We start from the raw sequence: 24717 nt of genomic DNA, 5'->3' as shown, positions 1-24717 counted from the left end.
TGTCAAGGTTCCCACCTTGGTTCGACCGGACTCTCTGTATTTTTGCACCTCACATGTTGCGGAGAATAGCCGCTCTATTCTCCGCATTTCCGCCGATCCGGTCGAGTTGATCGGCGCTTCGCGGCGAGGAGTGCGGAGGTTCGAAATGGGTGCGGAGGGCTTTCCCTTTTCCTGGCAGATCATTGAAAATCCGGCGAGAACCGGATATGATCCTGCCAGCGCAAGGAGCCCCGCCATGGACCACAATCGTTACGGACTCGATGGCCAACCCTTGTATCCCCGCCCGGGTCACTTCGATCATGTAACCGGCCAACCGCTCCCGACTTTTCGGGGAGGGGGTCGTTCGGGGAACTACCCATTGGCTCTTCCCTTGGCGGTGATCATGGCCGCGCTGGGAGCTTTCCTGGCTTATATGTCGAATATGTTCGGCTGAAGCTATCCACGCCGCCTGGCAACGTGCAGGTGATCGCGAGCAGGGTTATCCGGAAACCTTTCGAAGTCGACGGCATAATTCGGGCCCAGGCGCTCGCGCACGCGCTCCGCCCACTGTTCTCCCTGTTGGTCTGAGATGTTGTTGCCGCGGAAGTCGAGCGCGCGATTGTCGTAGTGCGCAGAGCCGGACGCATGCTGGTTGCTGTCATTCCCCGAAGTTACCACCGGGCGCGGCAGCCCGAGCGCCCTCGCCTCTTCTGCCACCACCCCCATGGCAGGGACGAGATCGCCATCCATTCGACCGAGGCGTGCCCCGGATTTGACGCCCATACCTAGCTCGCGCGCCAATCTGGCACCGTCGACCGGGCCATTGGGTGCCGCGAGCAGCGTGCCACCTTCGAGCGGCGAAACGACTAGCGACGGCGAGCTATCGGCGGGCGGGAGCGATGCGCCTTGCGGCATGCCGAGATCGGTATGGCTGCCAAGCTTGCCCTGCCCGGCGATCGCCGCGACGTCGCCCAGTTCGTCAATCCGGCGGTTCCTGAGGTCACTCAGCAGGTCATCCATGATGTAGCTGATTGCCTGATCGCGCCGTGCCATGTCGCGGTAATCGAGCCGGGGATTGGCAATGTCGGGCAAGTGCCACTCGGGGTGTTCACGCTGCAGCGCCTCGTATCGATCCTGGATCAGGTTCGACATGTCGCTCGAGACCTGGAACCCGTGGCTTTGGGCATAGCTCGCTTCGTTCATCATCCGGCTGCCGATCTCGCGGTAGCGCGCGGCGGCGGCGCGGCGTTCCTCGGCTTCGGAGACCCGCCAGTCGGAGCCCTCGCTGTTGGTCCGGCTCTGGCTGGCATCGGTGTAGTCGGAGCTCTGACTGAACGTGCCCGAAGACTGGACGTCGCCGCTGTTGCCGCTGACGACGACGCGGCTGCTGACATCCTCGGACTTGTCGGTGCCGCGGGTGATTTGGTTCGTTGCTGACCGCTCGGTGTTTACGCTCGCGCTGTCGCCGGTCTCCTTGCGACCGGATATGGCAGCGGAGGCGGAAGCGGAGACGCCGCTCCCGATGGCGCCCTCGAGCGGGGTCCCGATTGTCCCGGTGCCCGTCAGAGAGGCGCTCGTACCAAAGGTCCTCGTCGAGAAATTCCCGCTCGAACGACTGTTCCCCTGCCGGAGGATCAGATCGTCGTTGGTCACCTCGCGCGTCGACTTGCCGGCCGAGCTTTCGACCATGACATTGCCGCCGACATTGTGGGTGTCGGACGCGCGTGACCCGCGTTCGCTGCGGCTTCCGGTCACCTGGCTGCTGGCGCTGACCGCGCTGCCGAAGGTCCCGCGCGTGCTGCTCCAGCTCGCCGAGGTGCCGTTCTCGATCCGGTCGGCCTCATTGAGATACCACTGGCCCTGATTGCGCAAATCGCTGGCATAGCCGCGCGTCATCGAAGCCTTGAACGGCAACTGCGAGATTGCCCCGCTGGTGTCGAACACCCGCGCGCCGCTGCCATAGGCATGGGTCATGGCGCCATCGTCGCTTCTGAGGCCCATGTGGCTTGCACCCAAGGCCAGATTGGGGGCCTGGTTCCACTGCGCCATCTGGCGGTTGTTGGCGTTGAAGTTACCATGGCTGACATCGCCGAATGTGTAGTTGCCGGTGGTCCGCTCGAGCGCGGCAGCATCGGCTGCCCCTTGCGGCGCGCTGAGCATCGAGCCCATGTTCGAGGCGACCGACATGGTGCCGCGCATGACCATGAGCGCGAGCACGGGCACCGACATCATCAGGAACCCGGTCATCGTCGCGACGTCCTGGTTGACCGCGTCGATCCCCGCCCAGTTGGCGAGCGCAATCCCGCCCGCCGCCGCCGCATTGGTCTGTGCGGTCAGCCGGTCCATGATGAACATGTGGATGAGGACGTAGATCGGTCCCCAGGCGGCGAGGTAGAAGAAGCCGGCGAAGTAGCCCTTGAGCGTCGCGATGCCGCTTTTCGGGAACAGCAGGAGCGGGAAGACGATCGGGAAGAGCGCGTAGAACACGACCGTCAGCACGACGTTCAGCACCGGAATCCAGATCAGCCCCTGCTCGGCCGTGGTGGTCATGGCGTTGCGGGTCTGGGCATCGGCGCGCTGGAGTGCGAAGGAATCGCTGTCGGCATTGCCGAAGTCGAGCTGGGCGGCCTCGAAGGCATCGACCACGCTCTTCTGCTTGAAGAACTGGTTTCTGGTCATGGCGGTGCCGGTGAGCAATTGCGCGACTACCGGCACGTCAGCGGCGAGCCGTGCGCCGGCGGCAGCCTGGGTGAGCTTGGGATACATCGAATGCGCGAAGGGCAGCGCATAGGCGTTGATCGCTGCGTCCCACTGCGCGTCGAGCAGCCCCCAGGCCTCGGCGCAGGTCCTGCCCTCGATATCGACCGCCCCGCCGCCGGTCTGGGTCAGGAATTTCATGCCGCGGTTGGTCGCGGCATTGACCCCGAGATCGGCCCACAGGTCAGTGGATTCCGAAAGCAGCCGAAGGCTCTTCGTCCCGAGCAGGATATCGTAATAGGCGCACTGTTTGAGATAGCCATCGAGGTTCGCCTTGAAGACGGGATCGCGAATTTCGAAGCCACGCACCTTGTCCCACAGCCTGGCGCCATAGACGAACCCGCCGGTTGAATAGTTGAGCGCGGCAGGCATGACGAAGACCGTCTCGGCGGTGCGCGTGAGGTAATCGCTCACCTGGCTGGTGAACGAGGCCATGACCCCCAGGCCAATCGGCACGTTGGCGACGGTCGCGGGCGCAAGGCCGGGATTGATGCGGTCGGTGACTTTGACCGTGACGGTCGGCACCATCAGCACGAGGTAGATCAGCGTCGACTGGACGAACCAGCGAAACCACGCGCGCCAGTCGAGGTCCATCGCAGTGATGAGCAGGGCATAGATCAGGCCCATCACCATGCAAACGCGGATCAGCGCCTTGAACCCGCCAGAGCCGGTCCAGGCGGCGACAGCGTTGAAGGTCTGGACGAGATACTCGCCGCCCCCGACGGTGAAGACCTCAAGCATCTCCCTGGCCCGCCCCTACTGGACTTGCTGGTTGAGCGTGCGCGAGAACCTGAGCGCTGCCGACATCTGCGGCGAGAGCTGCGAACGCAGGGTCTTTTCCATCATCTGCGTGCGCTGGATCAGCGCGAAGGTCTGGTCGAAGCGCTGCGAGGTGCGCGCGGACAAGCCCAGAAAGTTGCGCCGGGTCTCGTAAAGCCCCTCGCGCCATTCGCGCAAGCTGTCGGCATCCGCCCCGTTGAAGTCCGAGCGCGCGTTCACCGCCATGTCGATGAAACGCATGGTCATGGTGGTGACAAGGTCGATTGCAACGATTTCGGAAAGATCGTTGATCTCCTGTGCGGTGATGCCGAACTCGGCCGCTGCGCTGACGGTGACGATCTTGTAGACCGGAACGCTTGCCATGCCGAGCAGCTGGACTTCGGCAGGGGTGAGCGAAGCGCCCGGATCGCGCACCTTCAAGGCCATCGATTCGATCAGCGCGCGCACCCTGGCCTTGAGCGCCGCATTGGGGCCGATCACCAGCGCGGTCTCGGTTGGGTTCATGCATTTGGTGGTGTCGGAACCACAGGACCAGACCTTGTGCGGCGCGGCCGAAGTGCCATCGAGCATGGCGCTGATGAGCGCCGAGTCAGCCGGGCCGATGAACTGGACGCGCGGCTTGCCGCCGTTTCCGGCCGGATCGTAGATCACCGTGCCGACCAGCGTCATCAGGAATTCGCGGAACTGGGTGTCGAACCCGCCGTATTTCTTGCCCAGCGCCTCCCAGGTGTAGTTGTTCGGCATCCCGGCCTGATCCTGCATGTCGGGATCGGAATTGCCCGCCTTCAGCGCCTCGCGCTCTCCGCCATTGTTGCACTGCTGGCGCGCTCGGGCCCAGTCGGCGACCGCACCCTGGCTGTTGGCGATCGCCTCGCAGACGACCGAGGATGCGGTATCGGTCTTGGGCCAGAGCCCGCCGACCAGCGCCTGCGCGGTCTCGCACGACGAAATGTTCATCTGGTTCATCTGCTGCACTTTCTGCGCCAGCTCATCCATGACCTTGCCGATCTCGGGCGAAATCGTGTCGATCGCGAGCTTGAAGGCGAAGCCCAACGCATTGTTGGCGGTGGCCTTGAGCATCGCGACGAGTTCGGCGGTGTTGATGAACGAGAACGATCCGGCGAAGAGGTCGATGCCCCCGCACCCGGCACGCGCATGCGGCAACTGGAGATTGAAGGGCTGGATATTCTTTTGCGGAAACCGCGCCCACATCGCCCCGCCCGAATAGTAACCCGCCGACTGGCCCTGATAGGCTGATGGCCCGGTGACATTGGCCTGCGCACCCATTTCGGTCATGAAGCTCTGCATCTCGCTTTCGACCCCGGCCAAGGCGGGAACCGGCACTGCCAGCACAAGCGAAGCGGTAAGCACCATAGCGATTGCGCGGCGCGAGGCATGAAGTATCCGCGCGCGCATCAGTAGTCGCTCCCGGGCCGGACCTGCGTGAGCTGAAACACCCGGTCCATGATCTCGTCCTGCGACAGGATACCGTAGCCGATCGGCATGGGCCGTTTGGTCACAGAGTCGAACAGCACCAGCGCGGGCACCTGACGGTCGTTGCCAAGCCCGAGCCGCTCGTATTGCCCGGCATCGACGACGTACTCGGGAAATGAGGCCGTAGGCCCGCCGTCCATCGAGACCGCGAGCACGGCAAGCCCGAACTTGTCGCTCACCGATTTGAGGATCGGCCCGAAGATCTCGCAGGCCCCGCAACTCGAGGCATAGAAGTAGAACACACCGTAGCGCTGCGAGAGCCGGGACATGGCAAGATCGCGGTCGGTCTTGCGCTGGTCGATCCAGGCCCGCTTGCCAAGCGTCGAGACCGGGCGCTGGAGCGTATAGTCGAGGCCCGGGTCCTGCCAGAGCGCGCGCTGCCAGACATCGGCGAACAGCGAGGAGCGGTCGAGTTGCTCGCGCTGGAAGCGCACGTATGCGGTCACATTCTCAGGGGTGGGCTCGAGAATCGCGCGCGCCTTCAATTCCTCAAGCGCAGTTGAGATTGCCGCGAGGCGCTCGCGCGCCGGGACTTGCGGGGCGCTCTCGGGGCTGCCGGTCTCGGGCTTTGGATCCTCGCAATAGAACCACGTGCCGAGCTTGCGCTCGCCGCAGTAGAAGCTGTCCCCGGCCTGCTCGACCTCGATCCCGTCGCCGCTGGACGCATGAGCGCCAACCGGGACGAGGAGACTGAAGGAGAGGCTGGCGGCAATGCCGGCGACGACGGGGATGGTCCTGGCGTTGATCATGATCGGTTCCTGACCTCCTGGGGGCTCATGGCTGGTGGCTCGCGTAATAGGCTTCGATCTTGCGCTGGATTTCGACGAGCGTGGCGGCCTCATCGGGAAGCTTCGCGGCCTCGACGAACTCGGCGTAGACTTCGGAAAAATCCATGATCGCAAGGTCGAGCCGCTGGAACTCGAAGACGGTGAAGCCCTCGCAGGTCTCGGTCTTGGGCTTGCCCCAGGGCTTGCCGAGCTGGGGGCGCCCCTGTTCCTGGAGGATGCGGCTGATCTTCGATTCAAAGCAACAGTAGACCTGCTTCCTCGTTTTGCAGATGCCGAGGAAACTGGACGAGCAATAAGACCCGACTTTGTGGCATAGGCCCGCATCGTCCTTCTGGTCGAGCAGCACTTCGGCAGGGGAGCATAGCAGCGGTGTGAGCAGCGGTACGCCGCTTCCCGAGCAGCAGTTCGAGAGCCCGAAGAGCTTGTGCGAGCAGGTCTCGCGCGTGCCGCGAAACAGTGTCAGCGTGGCTTCGTCGAACTCGGCACTGGCCTGACCGAGGGCATTCAGGGCGACGGCCGCATCCTTGAACTCGTCGGAGGCCTCGCGCTCGATTGTCTCGCATTCGCCATTGAGGCAATAGACATCGCCGCCGCAAATGTATTGCACCGGCTCGGGCGTGGTGCCGGGAATCGGGCAGGAATAAGTCCGTTCGGTCACCCCGCATGATCCATTGGCAGCAGGCGGATCGTCGAGACAGGACTCGCGCGCGAGCGTGCAGGAGCTATTGGCTTCAAGGCTCGGGCAATCGTTGGCGCCCCCGACGATCCGCTGGCACAAGTACGAGCGGTTCTTCTGCCAGCAGGGCCGCGTCACCTGGACGCCTGCAATCGTCCGGGTCTGGTTTGGCGCGGTGCAGACCTCGCTTTTGAGCTCGCAGGCGACCGGATCATTGGGACAGCCCGAAGTGGTCCAGCTCTCGGTAAACCATTTCGAGGTCGAGATTTCCGGCGTGAACCCCGCGATGCTGGCGCTGCACGACCAGACCTGCTCGGGTGCGGCAGGCTCGATGCAGGTCAGATATCCGCCATTGAGCGGATCGCCGATAAAGTCCCAGGTCTTGCACAAGTCGCGCTCGGCAAGGCCTGCGGTGCCTGCCGTCGTGCGGGTGCAGGAAGGCTGCGAACCGATCGCGCCGCAATGCTGGAGCCCGGTGACGTACTCGAGCGGAAAGCTGGTGACCGGATCGTAGGTCAGCGCAGCGCTCAGACCGTCATTGTTGCAACGATAGATGTGGCTGACGACTTCGAAGGCGCCGGCAGGCGGCGGCGCGGGGACGGTGCCCAGCAGGTAAATGTTTGGATCGGTTACAGCGCTGCTGCAGTCGTAATAGTCGATAGTGATGCCGTAATCGGGAACGGGATAGCTGGAGGTGCGCCGGCACTGGCCATTGCCGGAAAGCGCCGAGCAGCCATTGAACGTTCCCGAAATCGCGCAGAGGTACTGGTAGGTAAGCGCGCTCCACTCGGTCACGACAAGGTTGCTGGTGCAGCTTTTGGTTTCCTCGATGACCTTCGAGCCGACATGGCAGGTCCACTCAGCGCTGTTGGGCGTTCCGGGACCGGGCGGCAGCGGTGTGCAGTCCCCGGTCGAACCGTCGGCGCTGACCCCATCGAGATAAGCGTCCGGGTCAGCTTCGATCGCGGTTGCACGCGCCATGTCGCCTCGGGTGACATCGACCACCGGGCGCGATGTCGAATTGGCCGTTCGGTAGGCCTCGCTATTGTAACCTTGCGCCGCGCCCGCAGCATACATCTCGCCGGGATTATCGTAATACTGCGTGAGCCCGGGATACGTAGCATCATAGCCCGGCACCTGCGCCGCCGCGCCTGCTGCCTGCGTCAGGTCCTGGTAATTCTCGCGCAGCGCTGACCCCGCGGCGCGGGCTTCGGCCTTCGCCTGCTGCGCTGTCATCGTTTCAGGCGCGGGAGGCGGTGGCGGCAGCGGTTGCGGCAAGGGTAGCTCGCCGGCAGGAGGCAGGACCGGCAGGTCCTCGATCAGATCGTCGGGCGGCGGGATATAGACCTGGGCCTGCGCCGGACTGGCAGCGACGAGCAGGCAGGCGAGGATCAGGCCCGCGATCAGCGGGCGCGTCCGGCCAGATAGTTCTGCCGCCCCTGCCATGTCACTTCGCCTTGCGCAGGTTGGCAAGCGCGATTCCCGCCACTCCGGCACCGGGCCCGCGCCCCCTGGCAAAGCGTTCGAGCGCATAGTCGACGCTGACATTGCCGCTCATGCGGTCGTGATCGGGAACGGCAGAGGTGCAATCGAACCCGTCGCACAGCTCATAGGCGCGGCTTGCGACGACGAACGTCGGCGCTGCACTGACGGAGAACGCGCGAAACAGGCGTGGGTCGATGGCGATATGGGCTTCCTGGCGCTCGTCGGTGATGACACGCTTCAGCCCTTCGGCGAACGCGCGCGTGCTGCCTTTGGGAAATCCGCGAAAGACGACCACGCCGCCCGCCGCGCTGGTGTCGGCGATCAGGCGCGAGAGTGAGGCCTCGGGCATCGAGAGGCTGGCGAAGACCACGAACAGCGGCCCCTCGCCTATCGGAGCGCTGGCATTGGCGGCCGCGCCTTCAAGGATTGCGTCGAAATCGACCGGACCTGCAGGGCCTTTGGGCAGGCTGGCGGGATCGATGTCTTGCATCGCGGCCAACGCATCCTCGCGCAATTCCTCGGCATCGCGCGCATGCGCGGCTTCGCGGCCCGCAAGCGCGTCGACGAAGTCCTGTGCCTCGCTGGTCTGCTCGCCGGCGCGCGCCTTGATGGCGTCGAGATCAAGGCCTTCCACCGTTTGTGCGGCGGTGCGCGCCAATCCCGCCGAGATCCCCGCAAGCGCCAGGAAGGCGGCGACAGCGGCCAGTCTGGAGGTGCGGAAGGCTCCGATAAGGTGACGTAACCTGTTCATAATGCGCAGCAATTTCGCTTCCTCCACACAAGGTAGCCAAAATCCTCGCCTTTGACCGGAAAGGACTTGCCCGTGTGGGGAATGATTGTGGTCGCCCCGATCGGCGCGCAGGCGTATCTGCCTTTGACGGTCGGGATCGGGTTGGTCATCTGCAGCCGGTACTGCTGCTTACGCATCACCGGCATGAGGTACTTGTGGCACAGCGCCTTGGACCCCATCGTCCCCCAGGCAAGCGCTTCGCGGTGCATCTTGTAGAGCTTGCGTTCGGCCACGAGCCGCGAGGCCTGAACCGGCGTGACGTGAGCGGCGACATGGCCGTTCAACGGATACATCCCCCCGTTACAGCCCGCGCACCAGAACATCTGGTCGATCGGAAGCCGCGCGGTTGCGGCCACGCAGTCGGCGGCGCATGCGGCGGTAGCGACGGGATTGGCGAAGAGCGCGACTTCAGGATTGATGATCGAGGTGAGCGCGGAATCCTGCCAGAGCGGATCGAGCTCGGTTACATAGGCGACATCGAATGTGGTCTGTTCGAAGCAGAGGAAGTCGGTGAGGATCTCCATCCAGTAGAGCAGCGGATAGACATAGTAGTGGGCCTGCCACTGCGAGGAATTCTGCGTCTTGCCGCCGACCTGGCTGCGGCCCTGGACATGGCCGTTACCAATATCGAACCCGGGGTTGAGCCGGATGCCGCCAAGATTGGGAAAACACCACGCCTTGTTGGTGACATCGACGAGCCGCACGGGTTCCCAGAACCCCACTGAGATGCCGATGCGCGGGATCGGCGAGCCGCAGGCGCACAAGGGAAACGAAGGGTTTTTGGGATCGGGCCGCGAGCCTTTCCAGATGGCGAGCCCGCCGATCGAAAGCGGAAACAGGCACGACCAGCACACGTCGGTGATCGGATTGACGAACTTGCCATGGCAGGTAACCGAAGCGCGCGCGGGTGCGGCGCCTAGCCCCACGAGCGCCAAGCCAGCGAACAGAGCGACGAAGAAGCGTGGCAGGCGCATCATGCCTCGCCTTTCGGGTGATCGGACCGGTTCCAGGCGGCATCTGCCCTTGTCTTGGCGCGCCAGTAGATCATGCCGACGATGGGCGTCGCCATCAGGAGCAGCAGCGCCGGCAGAGCGCCCCAAGGACCGAAGAGAGAGACGCTTGCTGGATTGAGGGCCACAGCGAGAATGAGCGCCGCGCAAAGCAGGACCCATGTATGTCGCATCCGCCTCAGCGCTCGGGTCTCGGGGTCAGCCATAGGTGTGGCCATGAACGCGAGCAGCGGATGGGTCATGTCGCGCCACCTTTGCCCCCAAGCGGGACTTCGGTGATCCGCAGCGCCTTGCCCGCCGATGTGACCACGGCAGGCGTGTGGCGGATGCCGAAACGCGTCGTCAGACGGCCACCTTGGTCAAACCAGAACCGGCGCTGGTGCGGCTTCATCATGTCGAACGGCGAGCCGGCAACAAAGATGATCTTGGCGGTCTGGGCGCTATGCTCGCGCACGGCCCAGTCGATCTGCGCCGGAACCGTGCCATCGATGAAGACCAGGTCCTGTCCGAGCGAGACATGGTCGAGCGGGTTGACCCGCGTGCCGCGTGTAGCGATCAGATTGTTCTCGGCATCGCGGATATCGGCTTCGAGCACGATCGAGGGATCGAACAGCCATTGTCGCCGCTCGCTTGCTGCCGAAAGTCCCGCAACCGGTTTTGGTCGCCGCACGCTCATCGTCGCCTGCTGCTGCATCCGCCGTTGCAGGTCTTCGATCTGGCCCGAAGCTTCGAGCGTCCTCAGCCTTGCTTCGATGGTGGCGAGCAGGTCTTCCTCGATGATCGGGAAAGTCTGGCCCATCTGGCCATGGTCGGCGGCCTGCAGCATGGACGCCGCAGGCCAGCCTGCCGCCAAACCAAGTCCCATACCGAGCACAAGGCGACGGCGCAGGCTCACAGCACCGAGTCCCCGGTGCCAACGATCCTGTCCCGGCAGACAAAGCCCACATCGGAATAGCGGCTGTCGAACCCGTCGGCATGCGCGGTGCCAACGTAATAGCAATGCTCGGGGATGCGCCCCACTGGACCGGGCACGAGCTTCTCACCGCGCTTGCTGAAGGCCTTGAGCCTTGCGACCTCGCGTCCGTCGATCCGCACCACGGACCCGTCGCGCGTGACGAAATCGCCCGGCATGCCAAGCACGCGCTTTGCGAAAGGTGCCGGTGCTTTGCCGAAATGCGCAACGATTAGCGGCGTGCGCGGCGGATTGAACACAACAAAGTCGCCGCGCTGGGGAACGCGGCTGCGGTCGACCCAGAATGCCCAGTTGGGCAGCGACTGCGTGGTGTTGATGAGCAGCACATGCTCGTCGCGCCAGGCGGCGAGCGCTGAGCTCCCGGCAAGGCATAGCCCCAGGCCTCCGATCGCCAGCCAGCGCCGGACCTGGTGCGAGTGTTCAGTTGACGGGGGCATTGGCCGCCCCTCCGATAATGCCAGACCCAGCCTCCCCGGCGGGCGCGGCGATGGCAGCCCGCATGGCGCCCATGACGTCGCCGGCATCGGCCGCAGCAGGCTGCGGCATCTTGACCCTGGCATAGATCTCGCGGCGCAGATCGGCGGTGATGTCGGGAACGTCGCCGGCGAGCACCGCCTCGCCCACCAGCACAGTCTGGCCATGAGCCCCGCGCGCTTTCAGGTTGCGCTCGATCTCGGCCATGAATGCGCGGGTCTCGGCGGTCACCTGGTCGGGCGGGGTTGCCGAGCGCGCCTGCGCCTGGACATATTCGCCGACGATAGTGGAGAGCTGAACCTTGGCGATCGGCGGCAGGGCGGAATCGGCTAGCAGTTCCTTCGTCACCCACGCGCCCCACAGGCCCGTTCCAACCAGTGCGACCACAAGCGCGACCGGGACGAGGCCAAGATTGCGCGGCACGCGGCGCCTGGGCTTCGACGCCAATGCATCAGCCCCCTCTTCGGACCTGTCATCGAACAGCGGCCCGTTACCGGCCGGCGGCGTGTTCCTGGCCATCGGGCCTCTCCTTGCTGGGTGCGATTGATTGGATAAGCACGGGCAGGCGCAGCACCGCGACAACGAGGAACACCGCGCCCGAAGCGAGCCAGAACTGCGCGCGAAACGCGGCCTGACGCAGCGGATCGGCGCTGATGTAGCGGTCCGCGAAATTGTCGAGATGAAGCACCAGCCCTGCGAAAGTGAACTCGCCAAGCGCGGCAAAGAACAGCGCCCAGCATGCCGCAACGAACGCCACGCAGACCGCGAGCCACCCACAAAGCCTGAGCGTCACATAGCAGGCCCTCGCCCACCAGCGCTCTCGTGCGGCGGTCCGCGCAGGAGCGACAGGCACGCTCATTCTGCCGCCTCCTGCTGGAAGCCGCCTGCAACTTCGCCTTCATGAAAATCGGGCGCACCCGGTTCGGGCGGAACGAAGTCGGGAAAGGCAATCCGCTCGATTGCATCGGGCAGCGCCATCCCGCTCTTCACAAGCTCCTCGATCGCGGAGAACACGCGCGGGCTCGAGGAATAGAGCGTTGCCGAATAAGGATCGAGCACGAGGCGGCCAACGCAGAGCGTTTCCGGACCCTTGATGAGCACATCGGAATATTCTGTGCCGTTGCGCTTCAGCGACCGCAGCAGGGTCTCGGTATAGCGGTCCATCTCGAAGCGCTGGTGGCGCGCGAGATCGTTGATCGTCTCTTCCTTCTGCTGGAGCACCACCGACCAGTCTGAGTTTTCCAGCGCCGCCAGCGAGCCCTCGGACTTGTAGAAATCGTTGAGCGATTGCGTCGCGGTAACGAGCGCCCCGCCATATTTGCGGCAGGTGCGCGCATAGGTCTCGATCGCCTGGCCCATCTGCCCGCCACCCAGGAGCTGCCAGGCCTCGTCGATCATCGTGAGCTTGGGCACCGAGCGGTTGAGATCGCGCATGACGCGAAGCGTCAGGAACATGAGCGCGGTAAGCGCGACCGAGCGCAGTTCGGGCTTCGAGGAAAGGTCCGAAAGCTCGAACACGGTGAGCCCGGCAGAAAGATCGATCGAACAGGCCCCGGTAAAGAAGCGCCCGTAAGTGCCCCCTTTCAGGAATGGCGCCATCGCATCGGCGAGATCGCCGGCGAAGGGCGATGGCAAAGCGCGCAGCGCGGCAGCGACGTGGTCGATGGTCCCTTCGCGCTGATGCTCGCGCCAGACTGAACTCACCGCCGAATCGATAAGCCCACGCTCGGTGTCCGAGAGCCGGTCCTGCTGGCGCGCCATCTGCCCGACGATGGCCTTGAGCATGGCAAGGCATTCGACCTCGTAGTCCTCGCCGTCCGCATCGTCGGTGAGCGCCGCGGCATCGATCATGTCGAAGGGGTTGAGCGAGAAGCCTGCAGACAAACGGAACTCGACGAAGGCGCCGCCGAAGGCTTTCGCCATGTGTTCGAACGAACGGCCGTCGTCGATGACAATGACCTTGGCGCCTGCGCCCGACATCGCGGCGCAGACATCCTGCAGGAACACCGATTTGCCCGAACCCGACTTGCCGAAGACCGCGACATTGTGATTTCCCGCCTGGTTCTGGAACGGCGACCAGAAGAAGGGCTGCCCTCGCCGCCCCACCAGCAGGACATGCGGGATCGTCCCGCCCAGCGGCTCGCCCTGGACCGGCGCGATCGCTGCGGCGGTGGTGGTGAGCATGGTGCGAAAACGCTTCATGCGCTTCAGGTCGGCGGAAAGCCCGTTGGGCAACGACAACGGCATCGCGGCAAGCAGTCCCATCACCTGGAGGTAGCGCTCGTCGATCAGGTCCCAACCGGCAGCCTTGTAGACCGACTTCACGAGCCGCTCGTTGACGTCGCCTTTGCCGAGCGGGGAGAGCGCGCCGACGCCGTAGTAGACCTGCGCCAGCTTGCGGCCCTGGCGGATCTCGGATTGCACATATTGCCATTCGTCGCGCTGATCGGAGAGCTGGGGCAGGAAGCGCGCGGATCGCGAATCCGCCAGGCTGGTTGTGCGCATGACCTTGAGCCCGGTGCGCGAGGCGACCGCCTCCTCGTCCTGGAAAGCCAGCGCCAGCACGGTCATGACATTGCAGCCGAAACGCAGCTTGTCGTTGACCATGTCGCCGATGATCTTCTGCACGTCCCAGGGCGCCCACTGTTTGGGCAAGTGCCGCACTCCGAAGAAGCGCCAGTCGAAGGCGTCGGGCACAACCTCGCCGATGACGGGGACGCCGTCATGCTTCTCCCCAGTGGGGCGAAAGCGCTCGGTTCTGAGAACGATCCGCTCTGGCGTGATCCTTGTTTCGAGGTCGCGGCGGATGCACTGGACATTGATCGGATCGAGTTCGGAATAGTGTTCGGGCCGGTCGGCATTGTCGACCGAGGGACAGAGGAAATCATCGAGGAAAGCGATAAGCTCGACCGGACCCATTTCGCGTGCGGGGATCGAAAGCGCCTGCAAGGTCCCCATCAGGCTTTCGCGCACGGTCGATAATGCGTCGGCCCCAGTTGACGAGCGCAGCGAGGCTCCGACCGAGAGGATCACGCGGTGCGAACGCAGGTAGAAGGGCGCGTCGCGCGAGATCGACATCCATGCCCCGCGCCGCAGCCAGCGTGCACGGTGCTCGGCTGCACGGCCATAGACCCCCTTGGCGGCAACGCGCGGCATGACCCAGTCGGCGATGCGCTCACCCACCGAGGGACTTTGCCAGTGGATCAGCTGGATCTCGCAGCCCGACGGCACAGCGTCGGAGAGGAACTGCGTGAGGATTTCACCGCTGCGCTCGTCGGCGCCCATCATCGGCGCGAGTTCGAGGATGAACCCGATCGACTCGGTGTTGATGAACATCCGCGCCTTGGCGTCGTAGCTGCGGTAGGGAAGCCAGTTCGACAGCATCGGTGCGCCAAGCAGCGGGCGCTCGGCCTCGGGCCGCGCGCTTTCGCCGAAGACGAGATCGAGAAAGCTCTCCCAGAAACCGCGCCGCGCCATGGCTATCAATCCTCCTCGACGGCGGGAAAGGATGCGGGCGGGTTGATCGATGTGGCCTCGCCGGTCGCAGGAGGCTGCGATGCCCCTTTAGGACGCGAGGCTGCTTGCTCCGCAGTGCCCTCTGCGGGCTGCACATCTGCAGGCGATGCGGCGAGTCCAGGTGATGCCATAAGTCCACCGGGCGCTTTGGCACTCTGGCCAAGGCGCGCATCGACTTCGGCCTTGATCGCATCGATCGGGTTGGCGGTGCGCGCGGCGGTGCCTCTTGCCCGGGCAGCGGCAACAACACGGGGGTCTGGAGGTCCGGCGGGTGCAAGCCCGCTAGCCGCCAGGGTCGGCTCAACAGACCCGGCGGGCATTGCGGCGGACGCTTCGGGGATCGAAGGGCCGGTGCCTGATGTTGCCAGTACCGGGGTCGGCGCGACAGCGGAAAGCTGCATCCACCCGCCTTCGTCGGCGACCGTGTGGACGACACGCGGTTCATGGAAATTGCCCGCACCATCGACATAGGAAGGAAACACGACCTTGAGCACCCTGCGCTCGCGATGGACCAGGTCAGGGCGCACGGCGGCGAGTCTGCCCCGGCCTTCCTGCCCGCTGGCGGAGGTCCTGGTGCTGGAACGCCGGGGTTGCCCCTCGAAGGTCGGTCCTGCGGGAAACCGGGTTTCGGGCACCATGGGCCGCGCGTTCTGGATCAGGCTCAATGCCTGGTCGTCGATCACTGTCGATGGCGCGCAGGTGCCGCCCGGCGCGCTGCACGAAAAACTGCCTTTGACGTTGCTGCCCAGAAAGGTTGTGCAGGCGGCGAGCTGGGTCGCGGCAAGCCCGAAGGCGGCAACGCCCGCCGCGCGGAGAAACCGCGAGCGCGGTTCGCCAGTCGCAAGCTCACCGAGCTGACATGCAAGCGCCCAGAGGGCCAGGCCCTGGTCGAGCGTGAGCGGGCTATCGGACAGGGCGACATATCCATGCGAAAATCGCCAGGCACGTTGACGCAGATGAGCGCATTCCTGGTCGGTCAGCACCCTGCCCTTACCCGGCGAGAACGCGGTTGCGACATCGCGCCACAGGGCGATAGCCAGCTCGCGACCGAGATCGCCGGCGGGTATCCGCACCTGCCCTCTCGAGCGACGCCCGACCGCACGACGCAGGCTCGCCAGTTCGGGTCTGGCAAGCAGGGTCACGAAGAGGCTCCCTTGAGCCAGGTCTCGAGGACGGCGCGCGGACGGAAGCCTTCGATTACCGCGCCGTCAGAGCGCACGATCACCGGCGTTCCGGCAATCCCCTGCTCGCGCGCGAAGCGCTCGTTGGCATCGAGCGGCGAGGTGTCGCAGGGGCTACTGCCGATGATCGGTGCCCCGGCATAGGCTGCCTTGATCGCCTTGCGCCGGTCGCGCGCGCAGAACACCTGGTTGGCCAGATCGCGGCTGCCAAGCAGCGAAATCGGCCGCTCGATCACCCGCACATTCATCGCTTCGAGTTCACTCGCGAGCGCGCGGCAATAGCCGCAGCGAAAATCGCTGAAGACAGTCACTGTCTTGCCCGAAGGGTTGCCCCAGACGATGCCGCCGGCCTCGGGCAGTGCGGCAAGCGACATCGTCCGGGGGTTGCCGGTCGCAGCCGTTCTGGCTGTGGCGGCCGTGCTGATCCCGCGCCGGGGCGCTTCGACGTCCTCGGCTTCGCGCCGGCGTCCTGCCGCGCCGCCAACCAGCAGGTCGGGATTGACTTCGAGCAGGCGCACGGCGGTGAGGTCCTGGCGCGTTTCCATGTCATAGACCCGCCCGATCAGGAGGTAGCGCGCACTCCTGTCGACATAGAAGAGCTGCGAGCCCGCAGTCACTTCGCAGATTCCCTCGACCACCTGGCAATCGATCTTCGAGACCTGCGTGCGTGGCAGGCGCGTCTTGAGCAGCTGGGCAACCGCCGTATCGACGTTGGAAGGCTGCGCGCGCTTGCCCTCACCGGCATTGGCCCAGACCAGCGAGGCGCCGCTTCCGAGCGCGATGGCCGACAGGGCCCAGCCAAGGCGTTTGAACTGCATCATCTTCCTCCTCATCCGTTGATGAACACGCCTTCGAGGAAGACGATTTCGACATCGATGCCGGTCGGCATCTCGATCACGGGCTGGTACTGTTCGGCCCGCTCGATCAGATATTTGGAGACCATGTCGGCCGAGGTCGCGACGCCCTCGCCGAGGCCTCCCTCGAGAATCTCGCCGGTGCCGAGCCGCTGGCGCTTGCCATCGACGGTGACATTGGTGCCGGTAAGGATCGAACTGGTGTTTGCCGAGAACCCGCGGCCGAACCCTCCGGCAAGCCCGGCAAGGAACGCCTGGCCGACCAGTGCGCCCTCGCGGCTGACCACCCGGCCCCTGACCCCGGTCTTGCCGCCAAAGGCTATGAACCCCTTTACTTCGGAGACCGCGTAGCGCCCGTTGGGCTGCGGGCAGGTCATGCGCTGGAGCTTGACGTAGACCTTTTCCGAAGAAAGGTCTCCGCGCGCCGCCCCGTTTACCAGGCATCCGGAAATATTGGTCGTGAGCAGACGCCCATTGTCGTAGACCGAGCGTGCAGGCCCGGTGATGCGCAGCACCACGGGCAGCGGATCGGTCTGGCTCTGGACGCCGGCATTGGCGTCGACCCCGACGATGACGCGCGCCAGAGCAATCGAATTGGGCGGCAGGTAATTGGCGCTGTCGGTGTAGACCGTATTGCCTTTCGGCACGGGCGAGCCATTACTGCTCACCGCGCCCTCGCCGAACGAGACCAGCGCGACCTCGCTGCTCCGCCCCTGCAGGCCCGCCGCAGCGGCGGCTGCTTGTCCTGCGGGGGTGGCGCTACCGGCATTGCCGCGCGGGCTCCCCGCCACCTGGTAGCCTGGCGGGCTGGTGCGCCCGTAGAGCGAAGTGGGTCCGGCATTGCCGCCGACCGGTGACTGGCGCGCGGCGGCGAGCGCTGCCCGCAGTTGTTCGTTCTCCGCCTGGTAGGCGGACAGCACGCGCTCGGTTTCTGGCGAAACGCTGCCGCCCTGTTCACGCGCGAGCTGGGCTTCGAGCTGGTCGGCGCGTTCGGCCTGGGCGGCCAGCGCGCGCATGTTGGTGTCCATCGACATCATCTGCGCTTCGGACTGGGCGCGCCATTCCTTCTCGGCCATGTTCTTGTTGACCATCTCGTCGACCGAGACGCCCTCGACCGCTTCGGCAAGCTCGCCCTCGCCTTTGCCGGGACCGTCGTCGAAGATGTAGAGCGAGCCGATAATGAGCGCTCCCGCCCCTGCTCCGCCAAGCAGCAGCATCTGCTTGCGCCGCGCGGCATCGTTGGCCGCCATGGCATCGCCGAGCGGTGCGGTATCGTCGTCATCTTCGCCGAACCCGTCATCGGCATGATCGAGAGCCTTTGGTCTTTTTTGAAAGAGGCGACGCAGGTCCATCAGCGGGCTCCGTTCGACTGGATGAGGTAGACGGCGGTTTCCTCGCCGGGGCCGATGGCGCTCACGGGGGTCATGAAGGCAAGGCTGCCGCGCGCGGCGAGCATGGTCTCATCGAGGTTCTGCGCCGTGCGTCCGGCATTGCGCACCTTGAGCACCAGGCCCTTCAGTTCCGCGCCGCGCCATTCGCCGACCTGCTGGACTTCGAGCGGGCCAAGCCGCACCGGCTCAAGCACCGAAGCGCGCATGTCGTAGCCATCGATGGGTTCGCCGCGGTACATCGCCTGGGCAAGCCGAACGGCGGCGTCCTCGGGCGATGTGCGCAGTTCCCAGTCGCGCGCGCTGTCTTGAGCGATCGCCTCGTTGGCAACGAAGACCTGCTCGGCGTCCTGCCCTCGCACCTGGCAGACGAACTTGTAGACATAGCCCTTGCGGGTCGTGCCAAAGAACGAGATCGCCGCGCGCGGAAACCCGTCTGGCACGGATATGTAGATGTCGCCGCGCACCGGCTCGTTGACGATCTTGAAGTCTTCGGCCGGATTGCCGGTCGATATCTTGGAAACCGAGGCGAACTGGTCGCCGGCAAGGCTGATACGAGTCAGATCCTTGGCCGACGCGACACATTGCACCGTGCCATTGTCGGCGGTGAGCACGTTCTGGTCGGCCAGCGCCGGGCTTGCGAGGCTTGCAAGCCCGATCGCGATGAGCATTGCCCCGATCGGGCGGCCGGCGAAGGCGAGCGGCCTTCCGGCAAGTGCGCTGCCGACACCAACTAGGCACCAGGCGAGATTGAAGGAGAGCGGCGCGATCATGCCTCGCCTCCGCTCTTGTCCTTGTCGGTCACCTGTCCGAACCCGGCGAGCTTGAGGCTCACACCAGAATAGGACCAGACGTAGCGAAAGGTGCGCGCCTCGGCGGTCACTTCCTTCGAACCAACCACGGTGTGGAGTATGCCATTGACCTCGCTGGTCAGCTCCTCGGGATCGACAGTGAGTTTTTCAATCGTGAAGTACTGAGAGACGTTCGAGCCGTTCTGCTCGCTCATGATCTTCATCAGTTCGGCCTTCATCCGGCCGTGGGTTCTGGGATCGGTGATCTCGAGGATCGATTCCATCCAGTACTGCAGGTTCGAAGGCGAGCGATTGAGCGTGAGCAGCGCGGCATCGCGCGTGACCAGCTCGAGATAGTCCTTGTCGACATGGCTTGAGGAAAGCGTCAGCGGCTTTGCGAGCACTGGCTGGAGCACCACTTCGCGGTCGCGGCTTGCTGCGGTCAGCGTTAGCAGCACGCAGACCCCGAACAGCAGCGCGCAGCCGATCGCTAGGAGATTGCGCTGGCGAAGCAAGCGCTGCGCCTGGCCATGCGAGATCGAGAGGTCCATCTCAGCCTGCCATCACGCGAAGGTGCGAGGGTGGCGTCGCCTTGAGGCCCATGAAGGAGCCCGGCAGGTACCAGTAGGCGGTGTGGATGATCCACGAGACCGCGCGGCCTGCCTTCAACTTGCGCAATCCCCACCAGGCCAGCACGCTTGCAAAGAGCCCAATCAGAATATGTTGAGACAGGACGCCCCAGGCGAAGGGCACGATCATCGCGATGAACTCGTCGAGCGTCCAGAAGCCGATCAGCTCCGGGTCATCGAGATGTGCTGGGACCGTGTACCGGTTCATTGCCGCCGCCACCCTCTTGGCTGTTCCGGCGCGGGGGCCATGCGTGAACCCCTTGAGCCGGAAGCTGTGAATGGATCAGATCGTCGCGGTGACCGCGGCGGTGACGATCGGCACGCCCGTGCCAGCGCCGACCCCGACGCCGACGGGGATCGCGACCTGACCGAGGCTGAAACGGCCCGAGGCGAGCCCGACAATGCCGCCGGCAAGCGAAAGCACGGTGATGATCTTGCCGCCCGAGCCTTCGAGGAAGCCGGTGAATGCCGTGAGTGCGGTGTTGAACGTCCCGTCCGCGCCGGCAAAGGCCGCGCTGCTGCCCACCAGACCCGCGATGGCGAATGCCGCCACGCCTTGCGCGAGTGCCTGGCCCTTCACTTTGCCCATCCCCTTGATCGTCAATTGCATCGCTTCGTCCTTTCGCTGCTTCAGCCGCGTTGTTCGCGGGGCCAGGTCAAAAGGACAGCGATCGGGCTCGCCGGGCAATCGGCAGGACGACCGGCAACCGACTTCGCGGGACATGGATTGCAGAATCGGGAATGCGAAGGGGGTCGCAATTTCCGTATTGGAAACGGCAGATGCCGGATCGGCAAACCGAGAGTTCCGCGCAGACAATTTACAATTTCCGAAAAGGAAATCACGAGTGCCATATTGGAACTCGGGCAATGCGAATCGCAGCCGAAGTGCGGCGACTCGGGATATTAACGGTTCTCGATCATACTCATGGGCGCAGGATCGCGCTTGGAGTTGATGTTGGTGGCAGGCGGAACGCGCAACATCCGCATAACCGTGAGCCAGGAATGCTTCGCGCTTCTGGCCGATGCCATGTGCGAATTTTCCAAGTCGACCGGCCGTTTCCAGAGCCTGCGCTCGACCGTACAGCATGCCTGCGCACGCGCGAAAGGCCTTGAAATTGCGCGCGAGGAGGTTGAGAAGTTCATCTCAGGCCTTCCGCTTGAAGGCTCCATCTCGATCTGGCTCGAAGTCAAACCCGACTGGATCGAAGATTACGATGCAGTCCGCCACAGGATCGCCGAGACTTGTGGCCGGGTTATGCACGACCGGGTCGTGATTGCCTTCGTAGTCTGGCTGGTCCGGACAAATAAACTCCTTTGATTTTTCTGCGAATTATTCGCAAAGATACTGGGTTCTACCCACTTGACATCTTATGGCATCCCATAGAGCGATTGGTTCGGGAGGGTCGTTCGATGCCGCATCGTTCCTTGACGCCTGATACGGTATTCATGCCGCGCCCATCGGCAGATGAGCCTTCCGCATTTTCGTTCGGACCAACCAAAAAACCGCTTACTGAGCAGGACCGCTACAAGCTTCTCATTATTGAGCAGGCCGCGAAACAGGCACTGCCGCTGGGCCATCTTGCAGACCGGATTGGTGCGGGACGCTCGCGTCTCCATAAGGTTCTGCGAAATGGTGCCGCACTGTCCGACGAACTGCGTGACCGGCTGTTTGATGCGCTCGAGCTCGATCCTGTCCGAGCAAAGTTCTGCGTTGTCTTCCTGCACAACCAAACGGCCTATGACGACCCGTCGATCTCGGTCGTCTGCGAAGCGATGAAGGGGTTTTGCAGCGAAGTACTCTCGTGTCGCCGCGGCGAACTGCATGTATCGATCCGTCCGCAGCTCATCCATGAGGCTCTGGGACGGACTTACGAGATGCTGCTGAAGCACCAGGAACGGGTGCTTGAGGTCGATGACAGACTGTTCGAATGAATTGGTCGGCTCGACAGGTCTCGGGCTGACACCGCGTCAGTTGGGACGGCCCAGCACCTCAATCGTAGCTGACCAGCTCGACGCTGCGATAGGGCGATGAATTGACGGCCACCATCGCTGCCCGCGCGCGATCGACAGATGGGGATTGTCCCTGGCTAAGTTCGGCGAGGCGTGCCCAGTTGGTGGTGATCGTGCGCACGTAGTTGATGGTTTCCGGGATGCGAGGGATTGTGCCGCGCCGCAATGAGCGGCGCTCGGGTCCGGCGTTGTACGCGGCGAGCGCGAGATCGACGCGGCCGAAGCGGTCGAGTTGCTGGCGCAGGTAGCGAGCACCGGCGCGCATGTTGGCGATCGGATCGAATGGACGAGAGAGGCCAAGCGAGCGAGCGGTGCCGGGCATGATCTGCATCATGCCCATGGCGCCAGCAGAACTGATCGCGCGCGAATTGTAGCCTGACTCCTGGGCAATCACGGCATCAAGCAGGCGAGTGGGAAGACCATGTTCGCATGCGATCCGGGCGACGGTGTCGAAGTACAGTGATCTGCGCGTCTCAGCTGTGAGCGAGAGCCACCATGTTGGAGTGTACGATGCACCGTCACAGGCCAAGCCTGCCGTTGCCGACCGTTGCCGCGGCAGGTTCAAATCATCGACGCGCGATCGAATTAATCCGCCGACAGGACTAATCTGCAAAACGGCTGCTTGCGTTTGTTCCTCCAATTCTTCTGCAAAGTGGTCGAGCAAGGAGGTAGAAACAGCCACGCCGCCTCTGCGCGTGTCGAAGGTAGATTTGGACTCGGGCTCAACTGCGTTGGCATTCGCGAATTGCAGCAGATCGACTTCGCGCGCACTGGTGGGAGCGGCACACGCAAGGACGAACAAGGTAGTTGGGAAGCCAAGGAAATTCATGTCGCGCACCGTTTGGTGCGTGCGGGTCGGCAGGTTGCGCGCGAAAGACCAAGCAGATGAGCGCGTGGGCGTCAATACTGCGCCGCACCCGATTGCCGTTGGTGGTCATTCAGAACCGCCTTCATCCGTTGCATCGGGAACGCTGTCCCGGGCCCACTTTATGCATTTGAAGCGCAATGTTGATGAGCCGCGTCTTGACCTGGACGGGAGACGTTGGTGCTATAACGATGCCATGTGATAATGCGGGCACGAGCGCGTTCCACCGTGCCGTTGCGCAAGTACTTGCGGATCGTATTGCGCGCCAGGCCCGTCCCGTCCCATGCGTCGCTCTATCTCCCGGATCAACTAGGCGCGGCTCAGTACGATATGAAGCGCCGCTACTAGGCATCTTTCCGGCCCGGTCTGGGTTGATCCATCAGGACGCAGGCCAGTTCCTGGTAGTCCTGACTGCGTGTAGCCTCTTTTTCAGAGGCCTTCCAGCGCGGCTGTAACCATTCTGGCACTCTGACGAGCGGTTTGAACAGCGCCAAGCCGAGGCTTTGATATGTTGCGATGCCCGAGACCAAACAGACAGCACAACGCCAACTCAGTCGCACCCTCAAGTTCTTCGTTGTTCAATCCGCCATTCGCAGTTCGTATGAATTGGCGCAAATAATCGCGCAACCGCTGACACGATTCGTCAATGGTTCTTCCGACTCGCCCGTTTCTAAAGCCTTCCGCAAGGATGTCGAATGCCAAGGCCTCTCGATTCTCCTCGATGGTTTTTTGGAAGAGCTCTTCGAAAGTTTGCCTGACCGTTAGCTCTCCATCGACCAACCTCTGCCGAAGGCTTTCGAACTCAGCGAGTTTGCGATCGAAATCGGCGCAAACAATCGCCTCGATTATCTCTTCCTTGCTCTTGAACGAGCGGTAGATCAGACCGACCGACATGTCCGCCCCTGCCGCCAGTTCGGACATTGATGTCCGATGAAAACCGTTTTCGCCAAAGAGCTTACGCGCCGCAAGCAGGATGCGATCCTTACTGGGCAGCTTGTGTTCGATCGCGGACATTTCACCACTCCCCGTCTATTTCACCTTGCAATCCTAGTTTTCGAAACCTACTCGACTGGCGAGTGAATGAGCGTTCATTTACTCGCCAGTACGTGTTTACAACGGAAAATGCACCATGCAAAATGGCATACAAGGCGTAATTCTCGCCTGTATCCTGACACTCTCGCTTGCGGCCTGTGGGCAGGAACAGTTCGAGCCGCCTCCTCCAACTGTGGGAATCGTCACGCTCGCGACAGGATCGACAGAACTGGCAAACGAACTGCCGGGACGGATTGCCGCTCGGGAAACGGCCGATGTTCGACCGCAGATTTCCGGTGTCATTCGCCGCAGGTTGTTTGAAGAAGGCAGCTTCGTCAGGGCGGGACAGGTCTTGTATGAAATCGAGGACGCACCTTATCGCGCGGCCGTTGCGCAGGCTCAGGGTGCCCTTGCTGTCGCCAGGGCAACGATCAACTCAACCGCTTCACAAGCGAGCCGCTACAAAGACCTTGTTGCGATCAATGCCGTCAGCAAGCAGGAATTTGACGATGCGGCAGCAGCTGCGGCGCAGGCCCGCGCCAACGTCGCAGCGCAGCAAGGTGCGCTGCGTGTCGCGCAGGTCAACCAGAATTTCACACGCATTCGCGCTCCGATTTCGGGGAGAATCGGTCGCTCGCTGATCACGCCCGGCGCGCTTGTCTCGGCGGCGCAAGCAAGCCCTCTGGCGACAATCCAGCGAACCGATTCGGTCTATGTCGATGTGACCCAGTCCGCCGCGCAGCTCATCGACCTCAGGCAGTCCCTGGCTGCCGGCGAACTGAACGAAAGTGATGGCGCACGCATAAAGCTGACTCTTCCAAATGGCTCGGTCTATCCCCTTGAGGGGCGGCTTCAGTTTTCCGATGTCACTGTCGACCCGGACTCCGGCGCAGTTGTGTTGCGCGCCACCTTTCCCAATCCCGACGGCCTGCTGCTTCCCGGCATGTATGTGCGTGCACGGGTTGTCGAAGGTGAGCGCATCAATATCATACTAGCCCCCCAGCAAGGCATCTCCCGGGATGTGCGCGGCCGCGCCACCGCCATGGTGATTGGCAAGGACAACAAGGTTGAGGTTCGTCAAGTCAAGACGGATCGCGCGGTCGGCGATAAGTGGATTGTGACGGACGGGCTCAAGCCTGGCGACCGGCTTATCGTCGAGGGTCTGATGAACCTGCGCCCAGGCACGGTAGTAAAGCCTGAAAAACCGCAGCAAGTGACCGCCAGCGCAAGCGGGACGAAGTAGCA

General features: G+C 63.6%; 25 protein-coding genes. 4 read left to right on the top strand and 21 right to left on the bottom strand.

Annotated elements, in window-relative coordinates; all coding sequences use genetic code 11:
• Nucleotides 1-435: 435 nt before the first annotated feature.
• The 19 genes from AB433_RS18945 to AB433_RS18855 all read right to left on the bottom strand — a co-directional run bounded on the left by AB433_RS18945 (nt 436) and on the right by AB433_RS18855 (nt 20175).
• A complete protein-coding gene (locus AB433_RS18945; protein WP_047824645.1) occupies nt 436-3477 on the bottom strand; it encodes a conjugal transfer protein TraG N-terminal domain-containing protein in 3042 nt (1013 codons plus the stop codon).
• 15 nt (nt 3478-3492) lie between these two features.
• Nucleotides 3493-4932, bottom strand: coding sequence for a conjugal transfer protein TraH (locus tag AB433_RS18940; protein WP_039859018.1), 1440 nt, complete (start codon nt 4930-4932; stop codon nt 3493-3495).
• On the bottom strand, nt 4932-5759 hold the full coding sequence (gene traF, locus AB433_RS18935) for a conjugal transfer protein TraF (protein ID WP_007015859.1): 828 nt from the start codon (nt 5757-5759) through the stop codon (nt 4932-4934). Before traF ends, AB433_RS18940 begins: the two co-directional genes overlap by 1 nt.
• A 25-nt stretch (nt 5760-5784) precedes the next feature.
• Entirely contained in the window at nt 5785-7920 is a 2136-nt protein-coding gene (locus tag AB433_RS18930; RefSeq protein WP_007015858.1) for a conjugal transfer protein TraN, read from the bottom strand.
• A gap of 1 nt (nt 7921) precedes the next feature.
• A complete protein-coding gene (trbC, locus tag AB433_RS18925) occupies nt 7922-8710 on the bottom strand; it encodes a type-F conjugative transfer system pilin assembly protein TrbC (RefSeq protein ID WP_047824642.1) in 789 nt (262 codons plus the stop codon).
• A complete protein-coding gene (gene traU, locus AB433_RS18920; RefSeq protein ID WP_047824640.1) occupies nt 8707-9726 on the bottom strand; it encodes a conjugal transfer pilus assembly protein TraU in 1020 nt (339 codons plus the stop codon). Before traU ends, trbC begins: the two co-directional genes overlap by 4 nt.
• Nucleotides 9723-10001, bottom strand: coding sequence for a hypothetical protein (locus tag AB433_RS18915; RefSeq protein WP_007016053.1), 279 nt, complete (start codon nt 9999-10001; stop codon nt 9723-9725). Before AB433_RS18915 ends, traU begins: the two co-directional genes overlap by 4 nt.
• Nucleotides 9998-10654 carry a type-F conjugative transfer system protein TraW gene (gene traW, locus AB433_RS18910; RefSeq protein WP_238532674.1) on the bottom strand — a complete coding sequence of 219 codons (657 nt, stop codon included), beginning with the start codon at nt 10652-10654 and terminating at the stop codon, nt 9998-10000. Before traW ends, AB433_RS18915 begins: the two co-directional genes overlap by 4 nt.
• Nucleotides 10651-11169, bottom strand: a complete 519-nt coding sequence (locus AB433_RS18905) for a S26 family signal peptidase (protein WP_007016051.1) — start codon at nt 11167-11169, stop codon at nt 10651-10653. The genes traW and AB433_RS18905 overlap by 4 nt, the downstream gene beginning before the upstream one ends.
• Nucleotides 11153-11725 carry a type-F conjugative transfer system protein TrbI gene (locus tag AB433_RS18900; protein ID WP_007016050.1) on the bottom strand — a complete coding sequence of 191 codons (573 nt, stop codon included), beginning with the start codon at nt 11723-11725 and terminating at the stop codon, nt 11153-11155. Before AB433_RS18900 ends, AB433_RS18905 begins: the two co-directional genes overlap by 17 nt.
• Nucleotides 11697-12065: a hypothetical protein gene (locus AB433_RS18895; protein WP_039859061.1), complete on the bottom strand. Its 369-nt coding sequence runs from the start codon at nt 12063-12065 to the stop codon at nt 11697-11699. The genes AB433_RS18900 and AB433_RS18895 overlap by 29 nt, the downstream gene beginning before the upstream one ends.
• Entirely contained in the window at nt 12062-14683 is a 2622-nt protein-coding gene (gene traC, locus AB433_RS18890; RefSeq protein WP_007016048.1) for a type IV secretion system protein TraC, read from the bottom strand. Before traC ends, AB433_RS18895 begins: the two co-directional genes overlap by 4 nt.
• A 5-nt stretch (nt 14684-14688) precedes the next feature.
• Nucleotides 14689-15864 carry a hypothetical protein gene (locus AB433_RS18885; RefSeq protein WP_007016047.1) on the bottom strand — a complete coding sequence of 392 codons (1176 nt, stop codon included), beginning with the start codon at nt 15862-15864 and terminating at the stop codon, nt 14689-14691.
• Nucleotides 15861-16724 (bottom strand): DsbC family protein, encoded by an 864-nt coding sequence (locus tag AB433_RS18880; protein ID WP_007016046.1) that lies wholly within the window; start codon nt 16722-16724, stop codon nt 15861-15863. Before AB433_RS18880 ends, AB433_RS18885 begins: the two co-directional genes overlap by 4 nt.
• Before the next feature lie 8 nt (nt 16725-16732).
• Complete coding sequence (locus AB433_RS18875; RefSeq protein WP_047824635.1) at nt 16733-18109, bottom strand: TraB/VirB10 family protein; 1377 nt, start codon at nt 18107-18109, stop codon at nt 16733-16735.
• Nucleotides 18109-18918 (bottom strand): type-F conjugative transfer system secretin TraK, encoded by an 810-nt coding sequence (locus tag AB433_RS18870; protein ID WP_007016044.1) that lies wholly within the window; start codon nt 18916-18918, stop codon nt 18109-18111. The genes AB433_RS18875 and AB433_RS18870 overlap by 1 nt, the downstream gene beginning before the upstream one ends.
• Complete coding sequence (locus AB433_RS18865) at nt 18915-19487, bottom strand: type IV conjugative transfer system protein TraE (protein WP_007016043.1); 573 nt, start codon at nt 19485-19487, stop codon at nt 18915-18917. Before AB433_RS18865 ends, AB433_RS18870 begins: the two co-directional genes overlap by 4 nt.
• Before the next feature lies 1 nt (nt 19488).
• The gene (traL, locus tag AB433_RS18860; protein ID WP_007016042.1) at nt 19489-19773 is read right to left on the bottom strand and encodes a type IV conjugative transfer system protein TraL; all 285 of its coding nucleotides are present in this window, start codon (nt 19771-19773) and stop codon (nt 19489-19491) included.
• 75 nt (nt 19774-19848) lie between these two features.
• Complete coding sequence (locus AB433_RS18855; RefSeq protein ID WP_039859106.1) at nt 19849-20175, bottom strand: hypothetical protein; 327 nt, start codon at nt 20173-20175, stop codon at nt 19849-19851.
• Between the two features lie 342 nt (nt 20176-20517).
• On the opposite strand from AB433_RS18855, the gene AB433_RS18850 reads away from it, so the two are divergent.
• Together AB433_RS18850 and AB433_RS18845 are read left to right on the top strand one after the other, a co-directional pair.
• Nucleotides 20518-20883, top strand: a complete 366-nt coding sequence (locus AB433_RS18850; protein WP_007016040.1) for a hypothetical protein — start codon at nt 20518-20520, stop codon at nt 20881-20883.
• A 92-nt stretch (nt 20884-20975) separates the two neighbouring features.
• Nucleotides 20976-21497, top strand: a complete 522-nt coding sequence (locus tag AB433_RS18845; protein WP_007016039.1) for a hypothetical protein — start codon at nt 20976-20978, stop codon at nt 21495-21497.
• A gap of 58 nt (nt 21498-21555) precedes the next feature.
• On the opposite strand, the gene AB433_RS18840 is transcribed toward AB433_RS18845, so the two are convergent.
• On the bottom strand, nt 21556-22404 hold the full coding sequence (locus AB433_RS18840; protein WP_082135091.1) for a lytic transglycosylase domain-containing protein: 849 nt from the start codon (nt 22402-22404) through the stop codon (nt 21556-21558).
• Between AB433_RS18840 and AB433_RS20730 the strand changes: the two genes are divergently transcribed.
• Nucleotides 22403-22642, top strand: a complete 240-nt coding sequence (locus AB433_RS20730) for a hypothetical protein (protein WP_156170933.1) — start codon at nt 22403-22405, stop codon at nt 22640-22642. The genes AB433_RS18840 and AB433_RS20730 overlap by 2 nt on opposite strands.
• Before the next feature lie 227 nt (nt 22643-22869).
• On the opposite strand, the gene AB433_RS18835 is transcribed toward AB433_RS20730, so the two are convergent.
• The gene (locus tag AB433_RS18835) at nt 22870-23454 is read right to left on the bottom strand and encodes a TetR/AcrR family transcriptional regulator (RefSeq protein WP_047824633.1); all 585 of its coding nucleotides are present in this window, start codon (nt 23452-23454) and stop codon (nt 22870-22872) included.
• A 115-nt stretch (nt 23455-23569) separates the two neighbouring features.
• Between AB433_RS18835 and AB433_RS18830 the strand changes: the two genes are divergently transcribed.
• Nucleotides 23570-24715 carry an efflux RND transporter periplasmic adaptor subunit gene (locus AB433_RS18830; RefSeq protein WP_007016036.1) on the top strand — a complete coding sequence of 382 codons (1146 nt, stop codon included), beginning with the start codon at nt 23570-23572 and terminating at the stop codon, nt 24713-24715.
• The last annotated feature ends 2 nt before the right edge of the window (nt 24716-24717 follow it).

Origin of the sequence: Croceicoccus naphthovorans (assembly GCF_001028705.1) — a bacterium.
Taxonomy (GTDB): Bacteria; Pseudomonadota; Alphaproteobacteria; order Sphingomonadales; family Sphingomonadaceae; genus Croceicoccus; species Croceicoccus naphthovorans.
Note: the sequence above shows the minus strand (reverse complement) of the source record. Positions and strands in the feature narration are given on the sequence as shown.